Raw genomic sequence first — 24,711 nt, forward strand, 5'->3', positions numbered from 1 at the left:
GAGATGAATAAAAAATATATCGGTATCGCATTTTTAGCTGGACTTACTAGTCTTGTAAGCTGTACCAAAAATTTTGATGAATTAAATACAGATCCCAATAAAATTGAACAGGTGACACCCGGTTCTTTAATTACACCCACAGTATATGGGATGAGTACCTATTTTACAGTACGAAGTAATGACTTTACCTGGGAAATTATGCAAACAGGTTTGGCCAATCCCAGCGCTGCGAATGGCATCCACCGCTACTATTTTACAGAACAGTCGGGCGATGGCACTTGGAATACAAGCTATGCTTATCTGCGTAATATCCGCGAAATGGAAGCGGCTGCGTTGAAAAGTAATAATGAAGCTTATCAGGCTGTTGCTAAGACTTTGAAAGCCTATATCGTAGGTATTTTAACCGATAGCTTTGGAGACGTTCCTTTGTCTGAAGGTCTGCAGGCTGAAAGTGGCGTAACGAAACCTAAGTTTGATACGCAGGAACAGATTTATGCGGATATGGTAAAGGGATTGGAAGAGGCGAACAAGCTTTATCAGGGTGAATCTGTCATGAATGGGGAAGATATCCTGTATAAGAATGATAAAAAGCTATGGCGTAAATTTAATAATTCGTTACTACTACGCTATTATTTACGTCAGTCGAAACGTATGGATGCTTATTCAAAAATAAAGACAATTTTAGATAACCCGACGGATTATCCGATTTTTCAATCGAATGCAGAAGCAGCGGTGGTACAGGTGACGGGCTTAGCACCTTATGATTATGCTTGGGGAAGAAGACAGGATTACGTGAATTTTACGGCAATGGCTGAATTTTTTGTAGACAATCTGAATGCTTTGAATGATCCTCGCCGTCCCTTTATCATGAAAGAAGCGACACGTTTAGTAGATGGTAAAGTGGAGAGCATAGGCTATCGTGGAATCCCGGCAGGGCATTCCGGCGATCTTTCTGCCTATAACTTCAATCCGAGCACACCGAATGGAGATTTAGTATATCCAGAAGCGGTGGGTACTCCTGTTAAAGAACTGATCATGCCTTATGCTGAGGTTGAATTTATCAAAGCAGAAACTTACTTAGCATTAGGATTGACAAATGAAGCTAAAACGGCGTACGAGAAAGGTGTAAAAGCTTCGATAGAACAATATGGTGGTGTTATGCCGGCAACTTATTTTGAGAATGAATCCGCAAAATTTGATGGTACTCAGGAACGCATTATGATGCAGAAATACCTGAGTTTATTTATGGTGGATTATCAGCAATGGTTTGAATATCGTCGCACGGGTTTTCCAAAACTGCCTAAAACACCTTATATGTTTCATGATGGGGTAATGCCATCGCGTTTTATGTATAAAAATGAGGTCAGAAGGTTTAACCCAGATCATTATGCAAAGGCTGTTGCGCAAATGGGGGGAGATACTTACCACACGAAAGTATGGTGGGAAAAATAGTTTTTTAGAGCGATATCATATCGTTTTATTTTATGAGCCGATTACATCACGTAATCGGCTCATTTTTTGTGATGGATGGAAGGTTAGATTGTGAGAAGATTAGAAATTCAGCTTTAGACTTTTAGATTACTCATTCACTATATGACTATTCGGAAGGTGAGAAAGTGATTGATACACCTGTTCCCATGCAAGCGATAAGCTGTAATTTTGTGTATAGTGTTTGCAATTGGTTTAGGAGTTGCTACTTTTGCAAACAAATTAATCTTTATTTAAATTAACATCCCTTTAATGATCGTACGAATTCTGATTTTTATCACGCTCACATTTAGTTCCTTTGCCTTAACGGCGCAGGTCAGTCCCCGCATTTCCAGCTCCTTGGATTCCAGTAAATCAGTTGGCTCTGGAAAACCTCGATTGATCTTTCAGCTTGAACATGAAAGTGGCGGTGAATTGAAGATGAATGAACGTACAAAGGAAACGCTTGCAGATTCGTATTACAGTGGTATTAATTTCCGCGTTGGCTTTCAGAGTCAGTACCGTGACTCTGTCACGAGTGTGTACAATGAACTATACAATTACCCGATCTATGGTATTGGAGTGTATAGCAGTACTTTTGGACAGGAGCATCTTGGTAAACCTTTTGCAGTCTATGGCTTTGTTGCCATTCCTATTTCACCAAAAGTAGATAGCAAATGGAATTTTAATTACCGAATTGGTCTGGGACTTTCTGGGCGGTTCAATCCTTATAACGAAGAGGATAATCCTTTAAATCTGATTATTGGCAGTAAGAATAATGTTTACATCGATCTTGGGGTACAGGCAAATTACCGGTTGAGTCAAAAATTCCAACTTGGAGCAGGAATTGCTTTTCATCATTTCAGCAATGGTGCCCTGGCATTGCCCAATACAGGAATAAACTTATTACCGCTCAGTCTTTCTGTGGCATATAACCCTTCAAGCAAACCTTTTGACTTTAGAAAATCGACAGTTCCGCCAATGGAAAATAAGCAGGAACTCCACTTTAATTATGCTTTTGGATTTAAGCAGATCGATCGTGAAAATGATAAGCAATACTTTAAATCAACACTTGGCGCTTATTATAGTAAACATTTGGGTTATAAATGGCGTATCGGTGCCGGAATGGATGCTTTCTATTCAGCTAGCGGTAACGATAAACAAGTTGCAGGCGATAAAGCGGGGTCATTTTCTGCGTTATTTTCTTACGGACCGGCATTTTACATTGATCACGTTCTGAATTCAAGATTATATCTTAATGGTAATGTTGGAGCTTATTTACACCGTAATAAATTTAATGGTGAGAGTAGCCCGATCTATCTGAGAGCCGGGGTTCGGTACAAAGTTTATCGCGATATTTTTACAGGTGTTTCTATTAAAGCCCATGCCGGAAAAGCGGACTTTATCGAATGGACTATGGGGTACGGATTGCAGTTAAAAAAGAAAAAGTAGCATTATTATAAAAATACATCATAAAAAAGAGCATCTGAATTCAGATGCTCTTTTTTGTGGAGACTACTGGGTTCGAACCAGTGACCCCTACCTTGTCGAGGTAGTGCTCTAAACCAGCTGAGCTAAGCCTCCATTGTTGTTCCGGTAGGTCATAGAAACGGGTTTGCTTCCCTGTGCCTGAATGAACTGGTGCAAATAAAGCAATTTTATTTGTAAAATAAAAGTTAGTTACTTAAAAGCAGTTAGATTTTAGTATTTAGATGCTAGTAATTAGTAGTTAGATGGTAGTAATTAGTAGTTAGATGGTAGAAGGTTAGAAAGTTAGTCGATTAGAACTTTTGTTGCCGGGTTATTTAATAGTATTTAGACGATATAAGATTACTCGGTCACTATATTAAAAGTTTTTTAATTATTTTTGAGAGAATTGACATTTGAGAAACTATGAAACAAACGGCTTTACCTCAGAATGTGAAAGGACTTAATGCGGTAGTATTAATCATAATGGCTATCTTTACCTTGGATTCTATTGAACCTTGGACCGCCTGGAATGTGGATCCGACATCTCCTGGTTATGGCTGGAACAGATTCAGTTATTTTACAATCCAGAGTAATTTTATTGCGATGGTTACTTACCTGATTGCCGCGGTGGCAATTTTTAGAAATAGGCAACTTGGTGAATGGTTCAGGTATCTTCGCGCGGGAGCAGTTCTTTATATGATGGTAACCGGGATTGTATTTGCCGTTCTGCTTCGTAACACGCAACTTGACCCAGACCATTTTAGCTGGAGCAATTTTATTCTGCATGAATTTGGTCCATTTTTTATTACTGTCTGGTGGTTGTTATGGCCTTCACGAAAACCGATTACATCCGGCAAAGCTTTTTATTTATTGATATTCCCGTTTTTGTGGGTCATCTACACGTTTATCCGAGCTTCGATAAAGGGTTGGTACCCTTATCCGTTTTTAGATCCTGCAACTGCCGGAGGTACAGCGGGGGTTATGACCTACGTATGCGGTTTAACAATATTCTTTGTCGTTCTTTGTCAACTGCTCGCATGGATTAGCCGTGCAAGGGAAAATAATAATACACTTTATTAAGTATTGAGATAATAGTGTTTAGACGATAGTAGGTAGTAACTAGATTAGAGCCGATTGCTTCGAAGAAATTGCCTATTTTTGTAAGTTGTGAGATGGTTAAAAAGTTAATGGGTTAAGAAAGTATGTCACTTGTGACTGTTTTACATTAAAATAAAAAAGAATTGGAAATACTACTTGTTGAAGATGAGCCATCTGTAATTTCGTTGATTGAAAGGGGATTGAAAGGAGAAAACCATTCGATCAGTGTCGCTATGGACGGATTTACGGGATTAAAAATGGCGGGTCTTAACCAATATGACTTGATTATTTTGGATGTGATGCTTCCGGGGATGAACGGGTTGGAGATCTGTAGAAATATCCGGAAGACGAATAAAGATGTGCCGATCTTGATATTAAGTGCACTAAATCAGACGGAAGATATTGTTGAAGCATTTAATCGTGATGCTGATGATTATCTGACCAAACCTTTTAAACTGGACGAACTTCGTGCGCGAATCAATCGGCAGTCTCGAAAGGCCAGACAGCAGACCACGACCAGTAACACCATTACTATTGATAATCTCGTCATGGATAGAGACAGTAAGAATGTGCAACGTGGAGGTAAATCCGTAATTCTGACGGCTACTGAATACCGATTACTGGAATATCTAATGGTCAATAAAAATAAGATTTTATCCCGGGTTGATATTTTGGAAGAAGTATGGGGTATGGATTTTAATATGAGTACCAATGTGGTGGATGTTTATGTCAACTACCTGCGAAAAAAAATAGATTATCCTACAGAAAAGAAACTTATCCATACTGTTATCGGTATGGGCTATATACTGAGAAATGAAAATTAGAACTAAGGTCATTGTCCTTTTTTCAGCGATCTCGATCGCCTATATTGTATCCTTCGCCCTATATGTTTCTTATTTTACGAAGGACAGTCTGCAGACCAAATTCTATCACCGGCTGGAAGAAAATGCCACTATTGTTGGTAATCATATCATACAGAATGATGCGTATAATAATAAGGTGTATTACGAAGTAACCCGAAAATATCTACGTCAGCTTTCTGAAGGTAAAGATTATCTGTTGCGGATTGTTAAAGGGCATACCGATCTCCGCTATAAACCCGATCTCCCTTTACCCGATGCCTTCTATGAAGAAGCTATTGTGAACGGAAAAGCGCAGTTTCTGCATAATAAAACCTCCTATGTAGCCCTATTTTTTGTCGATTCTTTACACAAGGAAAACCTATTGGTTATTTCTGCTGGAGTTGATGAGTATGGACATGATGAACAACAAATACTGGATCATACTTTAATTTCAGGTGGGGCATTAGCCATTATCTTGGTTGTTCTGCTGTCTTTTTATTTCGCGAATAGACTGCTTGCACCTATCAAAGCTATCAATAAGGAATTGACTCAGGTGGATATATCAAATCTGAACAAACGGGTTAAAAATAACTATTCGAATGATGATGATGAAATCGGAATATTGATTTCCAATTTCAACGCGATGATGAAACGACTGGATATTTCGGTCAAATCACAGCAGAGCTTTATCGGCAATGCATCCCACTCGTTACGTACGCCTTTAACGATTATTGGTGGGGAAGCAGAACTGGCCTTGCATCATCTGGATAAAAATCATGAAGCGTATTACTCGGTCGAGGCAATTGTTAAACATGCTTCAAAGATGAATCTCATCATCAATAATCTTTTGCTCTTGTCACGCACCGGATTTGAGGGTAAGATCGAAAGCAAACAGTGGATCCGGATCGATGAACTCTTATATGATGTGCAGAAGAGTGAAAAAAGCATGAACCCGGACTGTGAGATCTTTCTGGATTTCTCGCATATTCCTGAGGATAGCAGTGAGATGAATATCTTTGTAAATCCAGATCTCTTTTATATTGCTTTCAGTAATATTGTTTCTAATGCCTGTAAGTACGGGGATAAAAAAATGGTCACGATTTCACTGGTCTGTCATGAAAATCTTGTGGTAGTCAAAATTGCGGATCATGGTATCGGTATCCCATTACACGATCAGCCGCATATTTTTGATTCTTTTTATAGGGCCTCCAATGTGGGTGCAATCTATGGAAACGGATTAGGATTAGTACTGGCCAAGCATATTTTTGAATTGCATCATGCCATACTTTCGGTTTCCTCGATTGAAAATAAGGGGACATCTGTTAGCGTCTATATCCCTAAGTAATTTTTCTATTTTTGTGCCCTTAAGAGGAATTTATTTTAAAAATTTTGTTTTCATGTTGGTTTCATCAGCATGAAAATAGATAGGGAAAAGTAATTTTCCTTCATTATCTGTTGTTTTTTAATTTATTGGTTTTAAGGAACTTAAGACATGTATTTTTGTTTAAACTAATTACACCCTCAAAAATTACGAATTAGCCCCTCTCTTTAATTAGCTCTGTTTCCTAATATTGGATTGTTTAAAACGAACCAATTATAATTATGAAAGGAAATGTACTTTTTTGGAAAGGAAAAGGGTTTTTTATCTTTTTTTTTCTTTTGTTAGGCTTTAATTATGCCTCCGGACAAATCACCAAGATCCAGGGTATAGTTACTAATGCAGCGGGTATTTTACCCGGAGTGACGGTTTCTGCCGAAGGATCTTCATTAAAAACACAAACGGATGCTAATGGTCAATACAGTTTAAATACAACGGGTGCCAATGCTGTTATATTTACCTTTATTGGTTATGAAAAACAACGTGTTGTTCTTCAGGATATCACCGATTCAAAGAATGGTATTTATACTTTAAATGTGACATTAAAGGAGTCTGAGGGAGACCTTTTGGATGAAGTTGTTGTTGTTGGATTTGGAACACAGAAAAAAACAAATCTAACAGGGTCGGTTGCTGTTGTTGATGCGAAGCAATTGGAAAATAGACCAGTGAGAAATGCGATTCAAGCTTTGCAAGGTCTTGCTCCTGGATTAAATATTTCGCAAAATGGTGGAAGTCTGGAATCTAATCCAGCGATAAATATTCGTGGTGTAGGGACGATAGGAACTTCTTCTTCTTCACCTTTAGTTTTGATCGATGGATCAGAAGGCTCATTAGCAGCTCTCAACCCTCAGGATATCGAAAGTGTATCTGTACTTAAAGATGCTGGAGCTGCTTCTATCTATGGTTCTAGAGCCGCATTTGGTGTTATCCTAGTTACAACAAAATCGGGAAAAGTTGGAAAGACTTCTGTTAATTATAACAATAGTCTGAGAATGAATAAACCGACATTAATGCCTAAGATGATGGATTCTTATACGTTTGCCCAATATTTCAATCAGGCGGAAGTAAATGGAAATGGTACGCCTCATTTTTCTGAGGAATACCTGAAGCGCATTTTAGATTATCAAAACGGATCAAATAAAAATTCAATTATTGTATCTCCGGACAATTCGCAATATTGGGCAGATGGGTATGCATACGGTAATGATAATGTAGATTGGTTTAAAGCGATGTATCGGGATCAAGCCTTTTCACATGAGCATAACTTAAGCCTGAATGGAGGATCGGATAAAACTACGTATTATCTGTCAGGAAATTTTATGAAACAGCAGGGTTTGATGGCCTTCAATACAGATCATTATGATCGGTATGCGATTTCGGCAAAAATAAACTCAAAAGTATCCGACATTTTTCAAATTGGCTATAATGCGCGATTGGTAAGAGAGGATTATGAACGACCTGCCGCACTGACCAATAGTTTTTATGATGATTTAGGTCGTCAAGGATGGCCCACGCTCCCGTTATACGACCCGAATGGATTTCTCTATAGTTCGCCTTCCCCTGCTTTGGTTATGAAAGAGGGCGGGGTGGATAATTCAACCAAAGATTACATTTATCAGCAATTGCAATTAACATTGGAGCCTTTAAAAGGTTGGAAAACGATTGCTAATCTCAATTATCGTACGACAACACAATTTCGTCATTGGGATTCTCAAAAACTGTATAATCATGATGTAAATGGTAATCCTTATTTATATAAAAATACGTCGAATGTCTACGAATTTGGATTGAAGGAGAATTACTACAATATTAATATTTACTCAGAGTATGATAAGCGCATGGGCGATCATCATTTTAAAGGGATGGTCGGATTTCAAGCGGAACAAACTGCTTTCCGTAATTTAGGCGTGCAAAGGGATGGAATTATCCTACCGGATCAACCGGTTATTAATATTGCTTCAGGAACAGATATCAGTGGCAATCCTGTAGTACCATCGGTTTCTGGGGAATACCAAAAATGGGCTTCGGCAGGTTTTTTTGGTCGATTAAATTATGATTTTAGGGATAAATATCTTTTCGAAGCAAATTTGCGCTATGATGGATCTTCTCGATTCAGAAGTGATAGTAGATGGGGATGGTTTCCTTCTGTTTCTGCTGGTTGGAATGTGGCAAAAGAGACCTTTTTTGAAGAGGCGTTACCCTATATCAATATGTTTAAGTTCAGAGCTTCGTATGGAGAATTGGGTAATCAGAATACAGAAATATGGTATCCAACTTATGTGGTGCAACCTACGGGAACAAACAATGGCGGTTGGTTAATCAATAATGCACGTCCTAACACAGCTTCGGCTCCGGGATTAGTCAGTGCGCTATTGACATGGGAGTCTATTAACACCACCAATATTGGTGTTGACTTTGCCGCACTAAATAACAAACTTTCAGGTTCATTTGAAGTATTTGATCGTAGAACCTACGATATGGTAGGCCCAGCTCCGCAGTTACCTGTTACATTGGGTACTCAAGTACCAGAGACCAATAATACGGACTTGAAAACACAGGGTTTTGAAGCAACTATTGGTTGGAATGATCGGACAAAAGGCGGATTAAGTTATGGTGCTAAGTTTTTGATTTCGGATAACGTAACAACAATAACACGATATCCAAATGAGATTGGTGTATTAAATAAATACCGTACAAACCAAAGATGGGGTGATATCTGGGGTTTGCAGACGCTGGGGATAGCAAAATCACAAGAGGAAATGGATCGTCATTTGGCATCGCTTCCCAATGGAGGTCAGAGCGCTATCGGTACACAATGGGCCGCAGGTGATGTGATGTACAAAGATATAAATGGTGATGGTAAAATTGATAAAGGAGCTAGTACGGAAGGAAATTCAGGGGATTTGAGCGTCATCGGAAATAACACACCAAGGTATACTTTTGGTTTAAATCTAAATGCGGAGTATAAGAATTTTGATTTCAGTATTTTCTTTCAAGGTGTCATGAAACGTGATGTATGGCAAGGAGGCTATTATTTCTGGGGAGCGACAAATAGTAAATGGTGGTCTACAGGTTTGGTGGATCATTTAGATTATTTCCGTACAGCAGATAATGTACTTGGTGAAAACTTGGATGGATACTATGCTCGTCCGACTTTTGGTACCTCTAAAAATCAAGAAATACAAAGTCGCTACCTACAAAATGCTTCCTATATCCGAATAAAAAATGTGCAATTGGGATATACGATTCCTAAAGCGACGACCAATCGTATTGGTGTCGAACGTTTACGTGTGTATATCGCAGGAGAAAACGTCTGGACGGGATCGAAGGTGGCGGGGATGTTCGATCCTGAAACCATTGACGGAGGCAGTAACGGTACTGTGTATCCTTTAACAAAAGTATGGTCAGCGGGCTTAAGTGTAACCTTTTAAAAATAATTCATCATGAAATTCAAGCATAAAATTTTTAATATATTTCAATTGGGATTGATAACTGCGGTCGGTCTTTCTTCTTGTAATAAATATTTGGATATTAATCCACCTTCCCAAATCATCCCAGAAGTTTACCTGACGGAAGAATCGCAATTAGCGGCTTATACCATTGCACGTTATACGGAGGTGTTTCCTTCGCACGGGACGTGGTCATTTGGAACATTTGGAATTGATGGTAATACGGACAACATGGCCATGCCAAATTTAGATAACCGCTTTATTCCAGGTCAATGGCGTGTTGGAGCTGAAGGCGGTGACTGGAACTTTTCAAATATTTACCAGATGAATTATTTTATCAACACCGTGGTGCCAAAATGGAAGGAAAAGAAATTACTGGGTAATGCATCTAATGTGGAGCATTATATAGGAGAGGCCTATTTTTTGAGAGCTTATGTTTATTTTACAAAACTGCAGGCATTGGGTGATTTTCCGATCATTAAAAATGTCATGTCCGATAAGGATAAAAATATATTAATAGAAGCGAGTAAACGAGCGCCTCGAAATGAAGTAGCACGTTTTATTCTGTCTGATCTGGATTCGGCAATAACTTTATTGAAGACAAATTCTCCCGATGGAAAGAAACAGAGGATATCACAACATGTTGCACAGCTTTTAAAATCGCGCGTTGGTTTATATGAAGGTACCTGGTTGAAATATTTTAAAGGAACTGCTTTTGTACCTAAGGGTGCGGGTTGGCCAGGGGAATCGAAAGATTATTTGAAAAGTTATACGTTTCCTTCTGGAAGTATTGATGGGGAAATTGACTTTTTCTTGTCAGCATCCATGACTGCTGCCGCCGCGGTTGCAGATGCGGTTGCTCTGGTCAATAATACGGGGATCATCGAATCGGCCAATAATGAAAATCCTTATTTCAGCATGTTTGGAGCGGTTGATATGTCCAACTATAGTGAAGTGTTGTTATGGCGCCAGTATAATCAAAGTCTGGTTACCCATAATGTTCCTGTGTATCAACAGCGAAGTAATTATGCGGTTGGCTTAACGCGTAGTATGGTCGAGAGTTTCTTAATGAAAAATGGACTTCCGGTATATGCTTCCGGCAGCGGATATCATGGGGATGATTACATTGCAAATGTGCGCAAAGACCGTGATGGTCGATTGCAGTTGTTTTTGAAAGAACCGGGACAGAAAAACGTGCTGATCAATGTTGGCGCAGGTACACACTATACTTTGGTGGAACCGTATCCCAGTATATGGGAAACAGATTGGGAACGTCGTTATACAACAGGATACACCATCCGTAAAGGTATCTCCTATGATGGTCTACAGACAAATAATAATGGCGGATATACCGGAAGTATTACGTTTAGAGCTTCGGAAGCTTATTTAAATTATATTGAGGCTTCTTATGAAAAAAATGGTAATCTGGATGGAAAAGCGGAGGCTTATTGGCGAGCAATCAGAACGCGGGCAAAGGTGGATCCTGATTTTAATGCAACTATTGCGGCAACAAATATGAGTTTGGAAAAGAAAGACTGGGGCGTTTATTCTGCTGGAAATTTTGTTTCACCGACCTTATATAATATCCGCAGGGAGCGAAGAAACGAACTGATGGCCGAGGGTTTGCGATTGATGGATCTAAAACGCTGGAGAGCAATGGATCAGTTAATTACGACTCCCGATCATTATGAAGGGTTTAAACTCTGGGGGCCAATGAAGGAATGGTATACGGCGGCGCAGTTGAAATATGGTGCTTCGAGTGATCAATCTGTTGTCTCCGATCCGGCTTTAAGTATTTATCTGCGTCCTTTGGAAGTCCGCAGTAATGCGTTGTCATATGCTGGAATTAAATTTGCAATGGCGCATTACCTATCTCCTGTAGCCATAGAGCATTTTCAACTTACTTCGGTAGACGGAAGTATTGAAAATGCTGTTATTTACCAGAATCCGGGATGGCCTTTGGTTGCCGGAAATGGGGCAACAGGCTATTGATAGGTTAACCTACTTGTCGACATCAATTAAAGAATTGTTTTTTTTGCCTAGTATCCCCCTCCATGATAATATGAGATGGGGGATCTTTTATGCAAAGCGCGATCTAAGGAGAAAGAGACTTAAAAGGATTTTAATAAATAACGTATTTTATTCATGAAAAAACTATACTACTTGATTTTTCTATTGCATCTTGCTATACAGGTAAGTGCACAACATGTTTCTAAGGAAGGATATACATTGGTCTGGTCTGATGATTTTGATCAAAAGGGTTCTGTAAATGATCAAAATTGGAGATTTGAGGAGGGGTTCATGCGTAACCAGGAAGACCAATGGTATCAGAAAGAAAATGTATCCTGTAAAGACGGTATATTGACTATTGAAGCTAGACGAGAGATTAAACCTAATCCTACTTATAAACCGGACACTCCACATTGGGCGCTTTCGCGATCAGATATCCGCTATACGTCTGCATCGATTAATACATCTGACAAGCATAGCTGGAAGTACGGCATCTTTGAAATGCGGGCCCGTATTCCGGTGGGTAACGGATTGTGGCCTGCATTTTGGACGCTAGGAATCGAAAAAGAATGGCCTTCGAACGGGGAAATAGATATTATGGAATACTATAAGGGTAATATCTTAGCAAATATTGCTTCTGGGACGGATAAAAGATGGCAGGCGAACTGGCATAGTCAGAAAAAAGCGGTTTCAAATTTAGGGGGAATAGAATGGGCCAAACAATTTCATGTTTGGAGCATGTACTGGGATGAACATGAGATTGCTTTGTATGTGGATGATATACTGATGAATAAAGTGAAGCTGGATAAATTGACAAACCGTGATGGTACAGGATTTAATCCTTTTAAACAGCCACATTATATCTTACTTAATTTAGCTTTAGGCGGTATCAACGGAGGAGAAGTTGATGAAAATCTGTTGCCGGCCAAATATGAGATTGATTATGTCAGGGTATATCAAAAGAGTGATAAACAGCAAAAAAAAGTAAAATTTGTACCTGGCGAGCTTTGGCAGGATAATAAAGGCAATCACATAAATGCACATGGTGGTGGAATTGTTCATCATAGTGGCACTTATTATTGGTATGGTGAGAAAAGAGGGGGAACTGAATCACAGGGTGTCAATGTTTATTCTTCTAAGGATCTCTATAACTGGACTTTTGAGAAATTGGCCTTTTCTCCGTCAGATGATAAGGAGAGTGATATTGCTTGGGGTTGTATCATAGAGCGACCAAAGGTCATATACAATAAAAGGACTAAGAAATTTGTGATGTGGTTTCATCTCGAGTTGAAAGGTCAAGGTTATGCCGCGGCGCGGGCTGCGGTTGCAATTAGTGATTCTCCCACAGGTCCTTTTAAGCTGGTAGACAGCTTTAGACCTAATGGTCATATGTCGAGGGATATGGGACTTTTTGTGGATGATGATGATGTTGCATATCACATCTATTCTTCAGATGAGAATTACGAATTGAGATTATCAAAGTTGACTCTTGATTATTTGGCTCCTACAGCATCGGATAAATTATTGTTTAGAAATCATCGCGAAGCTCCTGCATTGTTTAAATACAATAAAAAATATTATTTGTTTACAAGCGGTTGTACAGGTTGGGCACCCAATAAGGCGGAATTGCATGTTGCAGATGATCTTTTTGGACCCTGGACTTCTTTAGGAGATCCGATGCGTGGCCCCGACGCGCAAATTACCTTTGACGCGCAATCTACTTTTGTTTTACCTGTTGCGGGAAAGAAGGACGCCTTTATTTTTATGGCGGACCGTTGGAAGCCTAAAAATTTGTTGGATAGTCGCTACATCTGGCTCCCGATTGACCTTAAGAATGGTACGGTAACCGTCTCATGGAAAGATCAATGGAAGCTTGATGTATTTAAATGAAATTTGGACATTCGTTAATCTCATTGCTTTAAGGTTTTTAACATTGGTATAAATCAATCTACCTTTAAGGTGCATCAAAAATCTGTTTTAAATGTGCTATAAACAATTTGAAACAGATTTTTCTACCTTAATGGGTACTGTAATTTAATCGTCTAATCGGGCATTCGATATCTGTTTTGAAATGCTTTTCGATATTTTTTTACATAATCTGAAGGATTTGATCCAAATAGCTTTTTGAACTGTTCACGAAAATATTTGATGTCGTAAAATCCAGCCATATCAGCAGCTTCATTAATTTTTGCGTCCGTATTGATTAATATTTCTGCAGCTTTTTTGAGCCTGACCGATCGGATAAATTCATTTATTGTTTGTCCGGATATGGCTTTTATCTTTTTATATAAATTGGAATGGCTCATACCAATTTTTGCAGATAGGGAGGTGACGTTCAAATCTTCTAATAAATTCTCCTCGATGATGCGAATACACTTTTCAATGAAATCTTTGTCTTTGTCGGTTATTTTTAATGTGTTGGACTGAAGGGTAATTGCATTGAAGAAAAACTCTTGTAGATGCTGACGATTTTTGACTAGCGTATTGACTCTGGCACGCAATACAGCCGCATCAAATGGTTTGCTCATATAATCATCTGCACCAAACCGGATCCCCTCTAGCTTAGTGCTTGAAGAAGCACTATTGGTGAGTAAGATAACTTGAATATGACTGGATAATGGATTGGATTTTATGGCTTGACAGAGCTCTATACCGTTCATACCATCCATCATTACATCGCTGATAACAACCTCGGGTTGCTTACTTTTAATGGTAGATAATGCATCGATGCCGTTTGCTTCATGATAGACCATATAATCATTTTCAAAAAGCTTAACCAAATAATCTCGTAGTTGATCATCATCATCAACGACTAATAAACCTACTTTTGGACTAACAGAATGAAGCTTATTAGACGAGTTTGTTGTTTCTGTTGGTGAAGAGATCCATGTTTCCATTAACGTTGAGGTATAATTACTATTTGGATTGGATGAATGGTCCCGTTGATAGTTTTCGTTTAGTAAGGGAAGCTTGAGCTCGAAAACAGTTCCTTGGTCCTGCGAGCTTTGATAGGAAATATGTCCTTTGTGCATCGCTATAAAAGTTCGGGTCAAATACATGCCAATTCCAAATCCGGTCTGTTTTTTTGTTCCATTGCGGTTGTCCGAATAAAATTTTTCAAAAATCTTATCGCCGATATGATCCGGAATTCCAATGCCGGAGTCTTTGATCAATATTTGTATATATTTTGGATGGCAGTTTATAGTAAAAGTAATTTGACCGTGTTCTGGAGTAAACTTAAAGGCATTGGAGATTAAATTACAAAGTACAATCTCTATTTTTTCTTTATCTGCTTGGATGATAATGTCATCACGATCTGCAGAAAATTGATAATCAATATGCTGTAATTTTGCTTGTGCAGAGAAATAGAAATAGATCTCTTCTGCAAAGTGGTGTAAGTTAAATTGGCTAATGTGAAGTTTCTCACCCTGTTCCTCCGCTTTTCTAAAAATCAATAATTGATCGACAAGACTTAAAAGGCGTTTGGCATTACGGTGTACCACTTGTAATGTGGTTGAATTCCGGTTATTTTCATCGCTTTGCAACAGGTCTGTTATAGGATTAATAATTAAAGTAAGTGGAGTCCTGAATTCATGTGATATGTTCGTGAAAAAGGCTTGCCTTTTTTCATAAATTTCACGTTCCTTGATGACATGCAATTGCGAAACTTCAACCTGGTATTGGAGTGCCGTTTGTTTGTTTCGATAGCGATTGTAGTAATAAAAGGCACATGCTATCCCTGATAAATAAATCAGGTAAGACCACCAGGTACGGTACCAGGGTGGTAATATACGGATCGTTAGCGGTACAATATTTTTTGTCCACTTGCCTTCAGTATCTGTTGAATTGATCAGTAATGTATACTTTCCTTCGTATAGATTATTATAATTAATGGAACGGGAGACTCCTGCATCATTCCAATTTTTATCCCAACCTTCGAGCATATACCTGTACTTGATCTTGTTGGGGGAGGCGAACTCTAGGGCAACATAGTCAATGGATATTGATGATCCATAGGGTAAGGTTATTTGGGAAATTTGATGTTTATCATTGAGTTGAACCTGATGAGTGGAGTCATTCAGTTTAATATTATTAATTTTGATGGTAGTCAATGCCAGTGATGGTATATGTTTTCTGGCTTGGATCTTGTCTGGATCGAATAAGTCAAATCCATTGATACCGCCAAAGATGAGTTGTCCGTCACTTAGTTTATGAGCGGCACTATACGAAAATTCATTATTCAGCAGACCATCTGTTTGATCGTAATTTGTGAATGATTTTGTAGTTGTATTAAATCTAGACAGACCATTAAAAGTACTCAACCATAAATTTCCTTTCCGATCTTCTAAGATATTTAAAACAGAATTGTTCGAGAGTCCATTGCTCTGGGAATAATTAACTTTTATTTTTTTGCTGTTTGGATCAAATTCAATTAGTCCACGACCCTCGGTTCCGATCCACATACGACCTTTGCTGTCGATATAGATTGAACGGACGGGTTTTCCAATGTGATAAGTTTCAAAAGCTTGCGATTGTTTATTAATCTTTATTAATGTGTTATAATTTCCAGCCCAAAGACTTCCTGATTTATCTTCGGTTAAGCAGTTCAGATCGATTAAGGAATCATTGAATTGCTCGAATCGATCTGTGATCGGGTTATATTTGTAGAGGTATCCATTTGAAAAAGTAGTTGCCCAAATATTTCCTGCAGCATCTTCTAATAGAATCTGTACGCTACTATTGATCAGTCCATTATCGGCAATACACGTGTAGGTTTTAGACTTACCATGTTGCTCATATAGGACAATCCCATTGTCGGTTGCAGACCAGATGTTACCGTTACGATCTGCTAAAATATTATTAATGACATTGTCCGTTAAGTTCTGATCCCCTTTTTTTATAGATCGAAATAGGTTTGTGGAACGGTTCCATATATACAATCCATTTCCTTCTGTGCCTATCCAAAGTGTGGATGGATCAACTTGAGCAAAGGAGCGTACAAATTTTGGATAGTTAGTATTGTTTTGTAATGATTTATCCTGCTGTGATTGGAAATTCAGTTGCTGATCATCAATCAAATGGATACCTCCCTTAGCAGTTCCAATCCATTTTTTGTTGTCTTTTCCTACATAGGTTGTATAGATCGCATTGCTCGTTAAAGCATTGGGAGCTAAGGAAGACTGATTCAGGTAGCGCACATTATCGTTTTTTAAATCGATGATGGATATGCCATTGTCTTGCGTAGAAACCCATAGCTGATCGTCATTGACTAGGGTTAGTTGATTGACCTGATCCGAACTTAAATTTTTTTGAAATACTTTTGATATTTTTCGAGATGCGTTATGAAAAATGTATACACCGTGATAGTTTGCAATAAAAATATCACCAGTTTGATTACTGGTCATACTTGTTGCTTCTAGAATATCATGATTGATAAGTTGTAATTCTTGATTTTGAATATCGAATCGATATAAACCTCTGTCACTAATAAATACCCAGATTTGATTTTTTTTATCAATATGAATAACAGGAACTGAGTAATCCACTACTGATCTTTCTTTGTCAAATTTTAATGGAATACGGATGGCATTATCCCGGTTATTTTCTTTGAGTAATAGTCCTAATCCGTTTGTCCCAATATAAACATTGTTTTTTTTGTCGACTTGAATCGTCTTTGTGTCGACATTCATGATATATTTTTTTTCAGGATTGTCAAAGTCTAAGAAAGACAGAAGGGAAAAGGTATCAAAATTTCGGTCATAAATAGCAACGCCTTGTCCTGTTCCGATCCATAATTTTTTTAATTGATCTTCTACAATGCAATAAATATAATTGTGGGGAAGACTATTGGTCTGATTCAGCTGATTGCGATATGCTTTGATTTCGTAACCATCGTAACGGTTTAATCCATCAAATGTGCCAAACCACATGTAGCCTTGGCTATCTTGAAAGATTGATTTAACCGAACTGTTCGATATTTGTTGATTGATGTTCGAATTCGTAATTTGGCTTACTGCACTCCACGGTCGTGTATAATACAATAGAATCAGTATTGAAATTATTAGTTGATGAAATTTATGACTGTTCATTGTTGTGATTTTTCCATTCAACAGCATTTACCTTGTTTAAAAATGGCTTTTTATTTACCAAAAAAATGCTGCTATTTCCCTTGTTGTCAGATTTTTAAATATCAAATATTTTTAAATATCATAAATTTATAGATAGACATTATACGCTAAACGGTACCTCGTTTGGACACATATTTTATCTTTAAAACCGGTGATTTTTTAAAGATATAGAATGTTTAATAAATAATAACTGTTTGCTTTACATTTATCAAGCTAACAGATCATTTAAAATGAAGATACAGGTGGGTAGTTTTGATCGATAAAGCAATGATATTCGGACGGAAATAGGTAGGTTTTTGTGAAACTCTTCTTCATAGGGAGAATGCTTTATTCGATGTGAAAATAATAAAGATGAGTCTGTAGAAAGACTCAGGGAAAAATTTGAAACACTAAAAAGCCCTGTTTAATATTAAACAGGGCTTTTCTGCAAGAATATAAATGACCTGATGTTACTTTGTTTTCACAAGTTTCACGGTATTCGTATTTGCGGGTATTTCGTAACGGTTGTATTTATCCTTGTTAAACCCTTCAATTTCATAGCCACTTTCCGGATTGATATTAAGCAAAATATTTGGTACTATCGCGGATTGACTTGTATTAAAGTTTAACAATACAGTTTTATCTTTTTGATTGTAGGTGAAGGTTTCAATTTCTCCGGCATCGGATGTTAACCATAAATTTTCTTTGGCTAGAAAAACACGACCTTTGGAAGCTGTTTTTATTGCTACTTCGATGTTATTTTTATCGGCTTTCAGATTACCACTAAATGCCAGCCAACCAAATTCTGGATGTTCTATGATGTAGGTGCCTGAATTTACGGCATAGCCATAAAACCCAGTACCGTAATCGCCCGATATACCATCGTTAGCTAAGGTAGAGGGGTAAGAATGGAATGCTGCAGGACCAAAACCATCTGCAGTTACATTGGCTAATGCCCCCATCATACCTGCATGGCCTACACGAAGCAGGTAGAAATCATCAGGGTGATCTCGGTATTCTGTTAATACAGGGATAGCATTTAAAGCGGAACCATAATGATGAAGTTGACGCTCGATCCGGGATAGTTTTCCCCCATATACAAAATCCCAATAACGACGGGCACTACCATTGTATCCCCAATGTGGTACTGTAGGCATATACGCGAGAATGGCATTTAAGGTAACTTGAGTTTTATCGTCAAAACCAAAGTATCGAGACCATAAATATACTTCTTCTTGTCCTGTAGAGTCCCAAGGCATCTCACTTCCAAATGGATAATCAAGGGTTTTCCAATGTTCGGCTCTTTTACGCATCACAGCTTCCAATTTATTGGCCGCATCTGTTAATCCCTCGCGACGTAAATCATGGAGGATAAGTAGAAATATACTGCCTTCCATCTGGCCGAACTGCGCATAATAAGGTGCTTTTTCAATCATCGCCATGCTGGTTTGAAAAGCTCGATCTAGATAGATATCCCAGCTCTCTTCCTGTACGAGATTACGATAATCGCGGGCTAATCTGTACATGACCCAATGTGCAGCAGCAACATGGGGGTAATTGTAAGAACGCCCAATATTATCAGCTTCTTTTTTAGGCCATGCCGACCAAGTCTTCCAATTAATATCTGTTTGGTAAGTGCCTGCTGGCATTGAATCAGGTTCGTAATAAAATAAACTTTTGACGACACCATATTTTTGATCACCGTCCTTATGTTGGATTCGACCATACATGGTTTCATTGACAAAGCGTTTTAACTTTGCGATCTCTGTGGTATTAGGCTGTAAGACCTGTTTCATGATTGCGGCTAGCCAACTAGCTGCTCCGGCTTCATCACTTAAGCCGGCATACCAAGCGCGCTGTTCTTGGGTGACTAATTTCTTATCTTCATAATCGTAGCTGATAACAGATGGAGATCTTCCAAAAAGGTCTTTATCATTTTCATACCACTGTGTGGTCGTTAAGAAATTTCCAAGATCATTCACCACATCTTTTTCTGACTTAATCACTTTATATTGGATGGTTTGTTCGATACCATCCTGGTAGGTAATAGTCAATCGTGCACGACCCCATTGTTGACCTTTGACCTCATATTGATGCCATTTTTGTGGTGTATCTTTTTGCTTAATAATACTTAAAGAACCCTCTGGATAGACAGAAATGTTTTTAATGGCCTTGTTATGTTTGATAAACAACTTGACAGGATTATCTAATGGAACGACATATCCAGGAGCTCCAATTGCCACGGGTCTATTATTTTTTAGGAGCGTATTTTCAATTTCTTTAATACTTGGTGCCAGGACAAACTTGAGTGCAAATGTTTTAGACTCATTTGGTTTTAATAGGGTCGAAGTTGGTGTATTCCATTGTTCTACTCCTTTCCATTCTGTTTCAGCTAGTGCTTTGCTATGGATCATCCATTCATGGAAACCTTCGAAAGTAATACTTTTTGGTGTAGGATCAGTGTTTAAGGGGTTGTATGCCTCAAATCCTGCATTGGCATATGGTAGAACCAATAGGCTAGGGCCATTTCCATGTAAATGGTTCACTTGCATATAACCTGCATCTTTTCCAATGTAGGGGTCGAAAAACACATTTTGTGCATGCGCCTGATTCAGATTTTTCCAATCCATATTGTTATTGAAGGGTAGCGGTATGCCCAAAGCTCCGATTTCAATAGCTTGATCGGTAGGATTAGTGATTTGAAACTTTAAGATCAGATCGCCGTTTACATTTTCCCAGCTTCGCACAATTTTTAATGGAATGTCTCCTAATGTTGAGGTAATGTCAGCAGCAGCTAGAATTGTTTTTGAAGGCGTTATTTCGATTACTTTCTTGCGGTCTTTGGCCGAAGAATAACTTGACCACTGTGTCTCTCCTTGTCGTTTAAGACTGATGTTGATATCGCCGATATGGAAAAAGTTATTACGGTCACGTTTATGGAGCATTTCAATAGGCGTATAATCAAAAGCAAGATCGCCATTGGTCTGTTGAAAAGCCGATAAAGTTTGTGACGTATTAAGCACTTTAATTTTCAACTGATTTAGATTAAAACTTTTGGCTCCTTGGTCTATGCCTAAAGTAGCAGGTTGACTTTTTGTTGCCTTCCATACGGGATGTTCATCCTGTTGACTTAATGCTGGAAGGCTATATTGGATGTAAAATATTGTAAATAGGAGATAACAACTTTTCTTTAAATTCATTTTGCAAAGTTTAGAGATTAATTAATCTTTAATAGGATATAAGGTGAACTGTTACAAATTTGACTTATTAAGTTCTTTTTTTATTACCAGATTTTAACAATGTGTAACATGTTATTGATATAAAGCAACAAAATATTTGTTTTGTAAACAACTAAGTTATAAATTTAATGTATAAATGACATTTATTATAAACCAATCTATTTATGAAACCAATTCAATTTATGAAACCCGTTCAATATCGGGTTCCCGTTCCAAAAGATAGAACCGTTTTTATTCAAGAAGATTTTTTGGATAAGTTTTATCCTCATATGCATTGTCATGAGGAATATCAGTTAATCTGGATCAAAGAGGGAGCTGGACAATTATTAGTAGATGATAATGTACATTATTTTGAAAAGAATGATATTTTTCTTTTAGGATCTAACCAAGCTCATGTTTTTAAAAATGATTTAATGTACGGTTGTGTTCAGTCCATTTCTATTTTCTTTAGTTTAAAAGGTGCTTTGTCAAAGATTTTGAATGTTCCAGAATTAAGTATGCTACTTGATTTTATTGACAAAAACGGTCGTGGTTTTAAAGTTCCTGAATTATACTTACCACAAGTGAGCCGGAGAATAGAAGCACTTAAGAATTCGGATAGTTTGGGACAGCTTGTAAGTTTTTTTTATTTGTTGAAGTCTTTGAATAAACTGTCATTTAAGCTTAAACCCCTTTCTGGAATGATATCTCATGGCTTTGGGGAAGTTGGATCTTTTAGGATTACCACCTTATGTAATTTTCTTGAAAATAATTATAAGGAGAATATTGGTTTAAATGAGATGGCGGAAAAGGCTAATCTTACACCACAGGCCTTTTGTCGCTATTTTAAGAAAAGCACTGGTAAAACTTTTGTTTCGTATTTGAATGAATTACGAGTGAGAGAAGCTTGTCGGTTATTGGGAGGAAAGGACTATGACTGCATTTCGATTGTTGCTTATGATTCGGGATTTAATAGTATTACAAATTTTAATCGCGTTTTTAGAAGTATTCTAGGAATCTCACCCAAGATGTATGTTGCTAATTATAAAAATTTACTTTACGAATAGATTGTAAATGTCAATATCCAATAAGTAATTATTAAAAGGCGGTTAGTTTACTTCTATTATAGTTGGTTTCTTTGATAAAAGAAAATATTAAACTAATAAAGTAAAAACCAACTATGGCTGAATTAAATTGGAAGGGTGTATACCCAGCAGTATTGACCCCCTTTAAAGAGAATGGTGAAATTGACTTTGATATGTTTGCTAAGAATACCGAAGCACAGATTAAAGCAGGGGTGCATGGTATTATCATTGCAGGATCATTGGGTGATGCAGCAGTTCTGGATACGGATGAAAAATTTGAATTATTGACTTACGCAATTCAGGTTATCGCCGGCCGGGTACCGATTATATTAAACATTGCAGAAAATACAACTAAACATGCTGTTAATTTTGCTGTTAAAGCAAAAGAATTAGGCGCAGACGGTTTAATGTTATTGCCTCCGATGCGCTATAGGGCTGATGACCGTGAAGTGGTCGCATATTTTAAAGCAGTAGCGAATGCAACAGATTTGCCAATATTAATTTATAATAACCCGGTTGATTATTCGGTGTTTGTATCAACTGCTATGTTTGATGAATTGAAAGATTGTCCAACGATCGTTGCGGTAAAAGAATCCACCCGAGATTTGACAAATATAACCCGGATGAAAAATAAATTTGGTGAACGCTTTAAGGTATTAGGTGGTGTAGATACAATCTCTTTGGAATCAATAGTAGTGGGTGCTGATGGATGGGTTTTTGGTTTAGTTGATGCTTTTCCGAATGAAACTGTTGCGATGTATAATTATGCTTTAAATGGTGAATACGATAAGGCATTAGAAATCTATCGTTGGTTTATGCCTCTATTGGAGCTGGATATCCACCCTAAGCTTATTCAATATATTAAGCTTGCCGCAACAGCCGAAGGAATAAGTACGCCACATCTTCGTGCACCTAGACTTCCGTTGGTGGGTGAAGAAGCGGAAAGAATTAATAAAGTTATTGCTGATGGTATTGCTAATCGCCCTCAGTTAAATTAGGATCTGCAGGTTAAATAGCATTAAGGTACTGTGGGCGATTGGTGAATACTATTCGCCTACGGTGCGTTTTTTATATATAAAAATTGAAATAAATAATGAATCAATCACAAGTTTATTTGGATGAGCGTATTCGCATAGCGGCAGAAGCATTTCAATTTTTGAAATCTACGACGATTGCGCAGCGTGCCGCATTTATGCATGCTGTTGCAACTGAAATTGAAGGGTTAGGCCCGGAACTTTTGGAGACTGCTCATGCAGAAACAGCATTGCCTTTGCCTCGTCTTACAGGCGAAAAGGCACGAACAGTAGGGCAATGGCGCAGTTATGCCAATGCGGTGGCAATGGGTATTTATACAGAAGCCCGCATCGATTTAGCAAATACTGAAACAGGTAAAAGTGATATCCGGAAATTCAATTTGGGCATAGGACCAGTTGTTGTATTCGGGGCCAGTAATTTTCCATTTGCTTTTTCTACGGCAGGAGGTGATACGGCGAGTGCTATTGGCGCAGGCTGTCCAGTGATTGTGAAAGGCCATTCGGGACATTCTCAAACATCGACCATTATGGCCGATGCGATAGCGACTGTTATTAAAGAATTTGGGTGGCCGGAAGGAGTGTTTAGCCATATTCTTGGTGCCCATATTGAAGGTACAGATACCAAGATAGGTGCCTATCTGACGGCTCATCCTCTTGTGAAAGCGGTTGGCTTTACGGGGTCGTATTGGGGTGGGAAAGCCCTATTTGATATCGCTAACCAAAGGGAAGAACCGATACCGGTATTTGCCGAGATGGGAAGTATCAATCCGGTATTTGCCTTTACCCATCTCCTAACGGATAGAGCGGAAGATCTCGCGAAAGAATATGCCGCTTCGCTGACTTTGGGTGTGGGCCAGTTCTGTACCAATCCTGGGGTATTTATAGCTGTAAAAGGTGATGCTCTAGAACGGTTTAAAAAAGCGTTGGCATCGGCAATAGCTACTATTGCTCCGGGCACAATGCTCAATGCGGGTATTTATGAACATTTTGAAAAAAATAAAATAACATTAAGCAGCCAACATGCGGTAGCTGTAATCGCCGAATCGAGTGTTGAATCCACTCGAGGTCAAGGTCGTCCCAGGATCATTAGAACTTCAGCAAGCAATTTCTTAAAAAATCAGGTATTAAGTGAAGAAGTATTTGGTCCTTTTGCTGTATTGGTAGAAGCCGAAAATGATGATGAAGTACTGGCTATAGCGCAGCAGCTCAAGGGACAATTGACGATTACAATTGCAGGGACTAAGGAGGATGTGCAAGAACATCTAGATGTTTTTAATGTGGTGAAAGATAAAGCAGGGCGTATCTTATTTAACGGAATGCCAACTGGAGTAGAAGTGGTCTATGCGATGCAGCATGGAGGTCCTTTTCCTTCCTGTACCGACCCAAGATTTACCTCTGTAGGACCGGATGCGGTGAAGCGTTTTGTACGCCCTTTATCTTTTCAGAACTGGCCAGATGAATTCTTGCCAGAAGAGTTGAAAAATGAAAATCCATTAGGTATTGCGCGGATCGTAGATGGTGCTGTGGTTACAACAACAAGTATTTAGGACATT

At 38.3% G+C, this 24,711-nt stretch carries 13 protein-coding genes and 1 tRNA gene; 11 read left to right on the top strand and 3 right to left on the bottom strand.

Features of this window, described 5'->3' with window-relative positions:
* Positions 1-3: 3 nt before the first annotated feature.
* Positions 4-1,452 carry a SusD/RagB family nutrient-binding outer membrane lipoprotein gene (locus M2265_RS17640; protein ID WP_132769652.1) on the top strand — a complete coding sequence of 483 codons (1,449 nt, stop codon included), beginning with the start codon at positions 4-6 and terminating at the stop codon, positions 1,450-1,452.
* Between the two features lie 288 nt (positions 1,453-1,740).
* Positions 1,741-2,919 (top strand): acyloxyacyl hydrolase, encoded by a 1,179-nt coding sequence (locus tag M2265_RS17645; RefSeq protein WP_132769651.1) that lies wholly within the window; start codon positions 1,741-1,743, stop codon positions 2,917-2,919.
* Positions 2,920-2,976: 57 nt separating this feature from the next.
* Here the strand turns inward: M2265_RS17645 and M2265_RS17650 are convergent.
* A tRNA-Val gene (locus tag M2265_RS17650) sits at positions 2,977-3,051 on the bottom strand.
* A 309-nt stretch (positions 3,052-3,360) separates the two neighbouring features.
* Here M2265_RS17650 and M2265_RS17655 point away from each other — a divergent pair.
* The 6 genes from M2265_RS17655 to M2265_RS17680 all read left to right on the top strand — a co-directional run bounded on the left by M2265_RS17655 (position 3,361) and on the right by M2265_RS17680 (position 13,604).
* A complete protein-coding gene (locus tag M2265_RS17655) occupies positions 3,361-4,017 on the top strand; it encodes a Pr6Pr family membrane protein (RefSeq protein ID WP_132769649.1) in 657 nt (218 codons plus the stop codon).
* Positions 4,018-4,178: 161 nt separating this feature from the next.
* The gene (locus M2265_RS17660) at positions 4,179-4,859 is read left to right on the top strand and encodes a response regulator transcription factor (protein ID WP_021192013.1); all 681 of its coding nucleotides are present in this window, start codon (positions 4,179-4,181) and stop codon (positions 4,857-4,859) included.
* Positions 4,849-6,222 carry a sensor histidine kinase gene (locus M2265_RS17665; RefSeq protein ID WP_021192012.1) on the top strand — a complete coding sequence of 458 codons (1,374 nt, stop codon included), beginning with the start codon at positions 4,849-4,851 and terminating at the stop codon, positions 6,220-6,222. Before M2265_RS17660 ends, M2265_RS17665 begins: the two co-directional genes overlap by 11 nt.
* Before the next feature lie 257 nt (positions 6,223-6,479).
* Positions 6,480-9,686, top strand: coding sequence for a SusC/RagA family TonB-linked outer membrane protein (locus M2265_RS17670; protein WP_132769647.1), 3,207 nt, complete (start codon positions 6,480-6,482; stop codon positions 9,684-9,686).
* A 12-nt stretch (positions 9,687-9,698) separates the two neighbouring features.
* The gene (locus tag M2265_RS17675) at positions 9,699-11,696 is read left to right on the top strand and encodes a RagB/SusD family nutrient uptake outer membrane protein (RefSeq protein WP_132769645.1); all 1,998 of its coding nucleotides are present in this window, start codon (positions 9,699-9,701) and stop codon (positions 11,694-11,696) included.
* 153 nt (positions 11,697-11,849) lie between these two features.
* Positions 11,850-13,604 (top strand): family 16 glycosylhydrolase, encoded by a 1,755-nt coding sequence (locus M2265_RS17680; RefSeq protein ID WP_132769643.1) that lies wholly within the window; start codon positions 11,850-11,852, stop codon positions 13,602-13,604.
* A gap of 152 nt (positions 13,605-13,756) precedes the next feature.
* Here M2265_RS17680 and M2265_RS17685 read toward each other — a convergent pair whose 3' ends face one another.
* Together M2265_RS17685 and M2265_RS17690 are read right to left on the bottom strand one after the other, a co-directional pair.
* Positions 13,757-17,803, bottom strand: a complete 4,047-nt coding sequence (locus M2265_RS17685) for a hybrid sensor histidine kinase/response regulator transcription factor (RefSeq protein WP_165905871.1) — start codon at positions 17,801-17,803, stop codon at positions 13,757-13,759.
* Positions 17,804-18,291: 488 nt separating this feature from the next.
* On the bottom strand, positions 18,292-21,021 hold the full coding sequence (locus M2265_RS17690; RefSeq protein ID WP_132769639.1) for a DUF5695 domain-containing protein: 2,730 nt from the start codon (positions 21,019-21,021) through the stop codon (positions 18,292-18,294).
* A 203-nt stretch (positions 21,022-21,224) separates the two neighbouring features.
* On the opposite strand from M2265_RS17690, the gene M2265_RS17695 reads away from it, so the two are divergent.
* The 3 genes from M2265_RS17695 (at position 21,225) to M2265_RS17705 (ending at position 24,705) form a co-directional block, all read left to right on the top strand.
* Positions 21,225-22,106 (top strand): AraC family transcriptional regulator, encoded by an 882-nt coding sequence (locus M2265_RS17695; RefSeq protein ID WP_237682833.1) that lies wholly within the window; start codon positions 21,225-21,227, stop codon positions 22,104-22,106.
* A gap of 113 nt (positions 22,107-22,219) precedes the next feature.
* A complete protein-coding gene (locus tag M2265_RS17700) occupies positions 22,220-23,122 on the top strand; it encodes a dihydrodipicolinate synthase family protein (protein ID WP_132769637.1) in 903 nt (300 codons plus the stop codon).
* Positions 23,123-23,217: 95 nt separating this feature from the next.
* The gene (locus M2265_RS17705; protein WP_132769635.1) at positions 23,218-24,705 is read left to right on the top strand and encodes an aldehyde dehydrogenase (NADP(+)); all 1,488 of its coding nucleotides are present in this window, start codon (positions 23,218-23,220) and stop codon (positions 24,703-24,705) included.
* The last annotated feature ends 6 nt before the right edge of the window (positions 24,706-24,711 follow it).

Origin of the sequence: Sphingobacterium kitahiroshimense, from assembly GCF_025961315.1 — a bacterium.
GTDB lineage: Bacteria > Bacteroidota > Bacteroidia > Sphingobacteriales > Sphingobacteriaceae > Sphingobacterium > Sphingobacterium anhuiense.